The sequence below is a fragment of the Psychromarinibacter sediminicola genome (assembly GCF_029168335.1).
Taxonomy (GTDB): Bacteria; Pseudomonadota; Alphaproteobacteria; order Rhodobacterales; family Rhodobacteraceae; genus Psychromarinibacter; species Psychromarinibacter sediminicola.
On sequence record NZ_JARGYC010000128.1, the window covers coordinates 1 to 5,925 of the forward strand.

Annotated in this window: 3 protein-coding genes and 1 pseudogene; 2 read left to right on the top strand and 2 right to left on the bottom strand. The window is 62.4% G+C overall.

The window, feature by feature from the left end; all coding sequences use genetic code 11:
* The first annotated feature begins 28 nt into the window (after positions 1 to 28).
* The gene (locus tag P1J78_RS23740; protein WP_275569858.1) at positions 29 to 727 is read left to right on the top strand and encodes an IS6 family transposase; all 699 of its coding nucleotides are present in this window, start codon (positions 29 to 31) and stop codon (positions 725 to 727) included.
* Between the two features lie 127 nt (positions 728 to 854).
* Here P1J78_RS23740 and P1J78_RS23745 read toward each other — a convergent pair whose 3' ends face one another.
* Positions 855 to 4,820, bottom strand: a complete 3,966-nt coding sequence (locus P1J78_RS23745; RefSeq protein ID WP_275569859.1) for a hypothetical protein — start codon at positions 4,818 to 4,820, stop codon at positions 855 to 857.
* Positions 4,817 to 5,278: a hypothetical protein gene (locus P1J78_RS23750; RefSeq protein WP_275569860.1), complete on the bottom strand. Its 462-nt coding sequence runs from the start codon at positions 5,276 to 5,278 to the stop codon at positions 4,817 to 4,819. The genes P1J78_RS23745 and P1J78_RS23750 overlap by 4 nt, the downstream gene beginning before the upstream one ends.
* A gap of 476 nt (positions 5,279 to 5,754) precedes the next feature.
* Here P1J78_RS23750 and P1J78_RS25620 point away from each other — a divergent pair.
* Positions 5,755 to 5,925 (top strand): annotated as a pseudogene (locus P1J78_RS25620) (IS6 family transposase); the annotation flags it as partial.

The following is a 5,925-nucleotide window of genomic DNA, read 5'->3' on the forward strand; positions in this document are numbered from 1 at the left end:
GGCGTCGGTTGCGTCCGCCCTATGATCCGTGACCTGCCCGTTCAAGTATTTCAAGACGTCCCGCGAGATCATCCGTCTCGCGGTGATGATGTACGTCCGGTTCCCGCTTTCGCTGCGAAATGTCGAAGACCTGCTGCACGAACGCGGGATCGACGTCAGCCACGAAGCGGTCCGCTTCTGGTGGCACCGGTTCGGGCCGATGTTCGCCGCCGAGATCCGGAAACGCCGGATCGAGGGGATGCGGTCGAGCCAGTGGCGATGGCACCCGGGCGAGATGTTCGTGAAGATCAACGGCGAGAGGCATTACCTGTGGCGGGCTGTCGACCACGAGGGCGAGGTGCTCGAGAGCTTCGTGACGAAGACCCGTGACAAGAAGGCAGCCCTGAAATTCCTCAGAAAAGCAATGAAGCGCCACGGTCGGCCGGACACCATCGTGACCGACCGGCTTCGGTCCTATGGCGCGGCGCTGAAGGAAATCGGTGCGGCCAATCGCCAGGAAACCGGTCTCTGGCTGAACAACCGCGCCGAGAACTCCCACCTGCCATTCCGACGACGCGAGCGGGCGAAGCTGCGGTTCCGGCGGATGCGACGTTTGCAGAAACTCGCCTCCGTCCACGCCTCGGTCAGCAACCATTTTAACTCGGAGCGCAGCCTCCACTCCCGCGCCAACTTCAAGAAGAACCGTGCCGCTGCTCTCGCAGAGTGGCGCGGTCTCTGCGCAGCATAAGGGACAGTGTCACTGTCCAAGCTGAGACGAGTTAGAATTCGTCTGCCAGCACCCAGGAGAGGCACAACGATGTTTATCCCGGGCCACCGCGACCACCATCAGGTTAACGTGACAGTGCCCCTGCGCATCAGTCCACGGGCCCTAGCGGTTCCACTGGCAAAGGCTCCGGCATGATCGGATCGGGAATCTCGAACTCGGGTACCACGATCTCGGGCATTTCGATTTCGGGAAGGCCGTCGCCTTCCCGGAGCGCTTCCAGCATTTCGATCACTTCCTCCGGGGCGCCGGCCTCGCGCGCCGCCTCGATGACGGCAGCGTCGTCACGAGAGCCGACGCCAAGGGTCGGGACAGGCGTGTCGCCGGCGCCCTTGACCGGGACGCACTCCCGGCGGCAGCGCTCGGTCTGATTGGATAGCTCGGCCAGCCTCACTTTCATCGCCTGAATCGGGAGAGTAGCATCGGTGTAGATTCCCTCTGCAGTGCCCCAAGGAAGTAACCCCGAATCCGCGCGACTCATCCGGATCTCCATACGGGCCTCGATGTCGTCGATGGCGCGATCGATTAGAGCACACCGCAGGCAGGTGAATTCCTCCTCGTTCTCTGGCAGAAAGGTGCTTTCCGACGCCCCATACCGCGCCTCGTAGAGGGCGCCCATTCCCATGAGCGCATCTTTCTGGTCCTCGAAGAGATAGTCGAAACTGCCCATTTCGATCGTCGCGCGATAGGCGTTTGCATAGTGCGGGCAACCAGCGACGGTGGTTTCTTCGACGTTGGCCAGAATTTCGGGCAACTGCGGGTACATTCGCCAGCCGACAAGCGTCTCCAGCCGCTCCGGTGTCGTCCAGGAACGCGCTGGAAGATCGAAATACCGCCAGATCAGCCCACTGTAGGGGTGCTGGTTTTTCAGCGGGTTTTCGAGGTCGAATGCTTCGCCCTGAGGATCGAACTGGCTGAAGACCGGTGTCGAGGCCGCCAGGTCCACGGCGGCGGTCTGGGCTGGCAAGCTGATCATGGGTGCGCATTGCGGGCTGGGATTCGCGCGAATGGCGCGGAATCGGCCCACACGCATCTCCTCAAGCCGCGGCATGATCTGGGCGATCAGTTTCTGTTCCAGCACGGCCCAGCGGTTCAGACCGGTCGCGATATAGGCCATGTAGGCTGGTGCGGCCCTATGGACCCGCATGAGGTGTTCCCAGGCCTCGGCCATCTCGGCGAGGTCCGCCTCTGTCGAGACGGCCCGTTCGGCTCGCGTTTGCGCCTTTTCGATCTCCTCTTCCAGCAGCGCGATTTCGGCCCGGAAGCGGTCCGCCATGTTGCGCAGCAGCGTTGCATGGAATTGGTAGAGTTGATCGACCGCCCCCCAGGCGAGTGTAATATTCCTGTACTCACTGCGCCCCACGCGTTCGCCGATCTTGATTTCGCGCCCGTCCGGTTCGACGAAAACGATCTGCTCATAAGCGTCCATGGGAAACCGCTGGAGCGTCTGGGTCTCAGCATCATAATGTGGAGCCACGTTCTTAGCGCGTAGCGCGTCGATACAGTCTGCCTCGCGTTCCATGACCCCGGCGGCGACGGTGAAGAAGTCCAATGCAATAGGGAAGTAGCGATCAAGCCGTTTCGCCCTCAGTCCACGCCAACTGCCGAAACGTTCAACGAAATCGAGCACCGGGTATTCCTCGGCGTCGAGCCGCAGGCGGCAGGGTCCGACGCCTTCAAGCCGTACCAATTCGATCGGTTCTTCCTCGGTGCGCAGGATGAAGAGGCCCACGCTCTCCATGCCATCATCGCCCCGAGAAAGACTGATGCGATAGTCGGTGCCGGGTCGCAGATCGGCGTCGGAAAGGTCCAGCGTGATATTGTTGGGCGTCCAGCCTGATATACGGACCACAACCTCGCCGCCGTCCGGTCCGGTCAGGAGCAGGTCGCCCGGCAGATTGCCGAGGTTCTCGCCGGGCAATGTCAGCTCCGACTGGGCCGCGTCGATTTCCGCGACGAGGTTTTCATTTTTGAGTTCCGGCAGAGCCGACAACGTCAGCAGTGGAACTGCGCGGCACCAGTTGGCGACCGTCCGAAGCGTCCGGCCATCCTCGGCCATCGCGTTCAATCCGTCAGGATAGGATACGTAGCCCTGGTCGAGCCGATAGGGGTCGCCAGCGGGTTCGGACAATCCCATTGCCCGGACATGGCAGAGCGATTTCACCTCAGTACCCTCGAACAGAAGGCGTTCACGCTGCACACCGTCATAGGCATCCTCGGTGCCGGCATAGGCGAAACTGCCCAAGTAACGGCAGATCTCCGTCCGCCGGGGATCATCGGACGCGCGAAACGCGCCGATCATCTCTGGCAGGCGCCTGCACCAGTGGTCGGAATGGGCACCGCTGAAGGCTCCGAACAACGTGTTGGTGTCTCTGCCGGTAGGATCCTCCCGAGGAAGGTTTTCGATAGCTGCCGGGTGGGCGTAGTCGGGCAGGCCATAGCGGTTGCCAGGCTGGAACGGTCCGAACGCGCCAATGCCGCCCCGCGCCATTTCGGTGCCCCAGGGGGCTAGCTGGTTCGCAAGCTCGAGCCGCGCGGTGATCTGCACGAGTTGCTTTCGGGGCAGGCGGGGCAGGCCGTCGCCGCCGAAGAAGTCCTTGGGTGCATCATCACCGGACACGTAGTCGACGATATCGGCGAGCGCATTGCCAGCCCAGGCCAGCCGCGCCATCACCTTCGGCGACAAGATGGTGTTCTTTGACCAGCCCAGATGCATAGCTTCGTTCGTGGCCCACATGTCCCAGCAGGTGTCTCTGGCGAGAACGTCAAAGTTCGGCGCTGCGGGCGACAGTTTTGCATTCCATGCCCCGTAGGTGCCGTCAAACTCGCCTAGGGCCCGGATCACCTCCGCCCAGCCCGCGGCGGAGCAAGCGATCATATGTTCGAACTGTTCATCGGCGTTGAGCGGCAGGTCGTCCAATTCGACGGTTTCGCCAGAGAAAACGTCCAGATAGCGATGTCCAGCCCCGAACGCTCCACGTTGCGCGTCGTACAACCGGTCATCCCCGATCCCAGGGAGATGGGACATCTCGGGTGTCGATGCATGCCGCCACCGCATCGGCCAGAGATGTCCGTTGCGCAGGATCGGTGAAGACATAGGATCGGCTTTCAGGGCGTAGTCCCCGAGCGTGAAGGTCCCCTCGAAATTCGTGAGGTCGATGCCGTAGTAGTTCGCGAAATCCCGCATGTAATCGGTCGGCGCCGGGATGTCGCGCACCTCAGCCAGAACCGCCTCAGACCCATGAATGATCCCGGCGATACCCGAAACGGCCGTGTTGGCGTAATTGTCCTGGGTCGGGATCGCACTGTAATCGGGACCGTTCCAGCGCTCCCACATATGCCCGACCGCCCAGCGATCCTGCAGGAAATGCTGAGCGTAGCCCTCGTAGGCCAGCGCCTCCAGCTCGGCCTCGCGGATGATGTCGCGATAGACCTCAGCTTCCTTCGCGCCCACTTCGCGCGCGGCTTCGTGCAGCATCCGCGCCCGGGCCGCATAGCTCAGCGCCAGCGTGTGAAAATGCCGGTACATCCCGGTGGCCTGGCTGCCGAAATGGGTAGAGTTGAGGTTGCCAAGCCAACCAAACACGTACTTATGGCAGGTGTCCCCGATCTCCGACCCAGGAGGGCAGAGCTGGTTCTTGTTGAGCCAGTCGTAGATCGTGAAGCTGTAATCCGGCACACCCGAAAAATGCGCTGGGGGCGGAATGCGGCGTTCTTCCAGCACGGTTTCAGGGTCGTCGCCGACTGTCGGCAAGCCGTCTAAGTCCTCAAGCCGAAAAAAGCTTGCGTTCAAATCGGTAACGACGATGTCCGCGCTGCCGCCCCGGCCAAACAGCCCGAACACCCCCAGCCGCTTCAGTGCCAGGTCCGAAAGCCTTGTATGCTCGTCCTTGAGATCGAGCGGTTGCAGGAGTTCTCCGGCTCTATCAGTCAGCGGTTCCAACTGGTAGAGCGACTGCCAGCGATTGGGCCCCTCGGCATCCACGCGGGTTTCCCACCCGAGAGCTGAGGTGGCGAGCCCGATGCCAAGCATCGCTATACACAGACGCCGGATCATTCCGCGTATCCGTCAGAAGCGTTCGGTACGCAGAAGCCGCCATCCTCGACAAACTCGACGAGGAAAAGCTGCGCCCGTTCGCGCTCGTCCGCCAGATTCGCAGCAGCCGTTTCAAACTGATTGATGCAGGCGGCGGGGCAGGCTGCCTCCTGCACGCAGCTCAGCGTCTTGCCCGTCTCGCGCCGGCAGACGAGCACCTCGTCAAGGCAATCGCCCCATTGCGCAATGGCATCATCGACATCTGGATCGTAGACCATTTGCAGGGTTTGTCCGCCGCCATGTCCGGGCTTCGGTGCCACGACTTCGATACAGTCTTCGCGGTTGCATTCGGACTGGTAGGGCTTGGTGGCTTCCGCCCAGATTTCATCCGCGCCCCGGGGCCAGAACAGCACGACAACCACCACGAAAAGCAATACTGCCCCCGCAGCAATACCCCATGTTCTTGGATCGAGACGCATCGACGCGGCCCCGTTTCTCCGTGCCACTCAGTATCGGCAGGGCGCGGTGCCCAGTCAAAGGCTTTGTCCGCGCCGCCGCGGCCGGTCATCTGTCCCGGCGGTCTTGTCATGTGTGGACGGCTCCGTTTGCGCAAGGGTTGATTTGAGTGCTGGTGATCGTTGCGGGGAGCGGTCCCTGCGGCGCCGCATTCTTGTTTCGTCTTAGGCCGCTGGCGCGGCTTTGTAGGTTTCACAGCGGACCAGCAGCGCCCAGGCGGTTCGCGCGGTCTTGTTGGCGATGGCGACGGTCACCAGGCGCGCGGGCTTTCGTTCCAAGAGCGACCTCACCCAAAGGCCCGTCCGGCTGTCGTCGGCTCCGGCGCGCCGGCTCACCGATGTCGCGCCTACGACGAGCAGCCGGCGCAGGTAGCCGTTGCCCAGGACCTGTCAAATGAACTCGACTTGAGGCGGGGCAGGGGCGTCGGTCGCGTCCGCCCATGACCCGACCCTGCCCGTTCAAGTATTTCAAGACGTCGCGCGATCGTTCGTCTCGCGGTGATGATGTATGTCCGGTTCCCGCTTTCGCTGCGGAATGTCGAAGACCTGCTGCACGAACGTGGGATCGACGTGAGCCACGAAGCGGTCCGGTTCTGGTGGCACCGGTTCGG

What these genes read in the sequence shown, in the direction of transcription:
- P1J78_RS23745 (WP_275569859.1), bottom strand. Translation starts at nt 4,820, where the DNA reads ATGATCCGGCGTCTGTGTATAGCGATGCTTGGCATCGGGCTCGCCACC.
- P1J78_RS23750 (WP_275569860.1), bottom strand. Translation starts at nt 5,278, where the DNA reads ATGCGTCTCGATCCAAGAACATGGGGTATTGCTGCGGGGGCAGTATTG.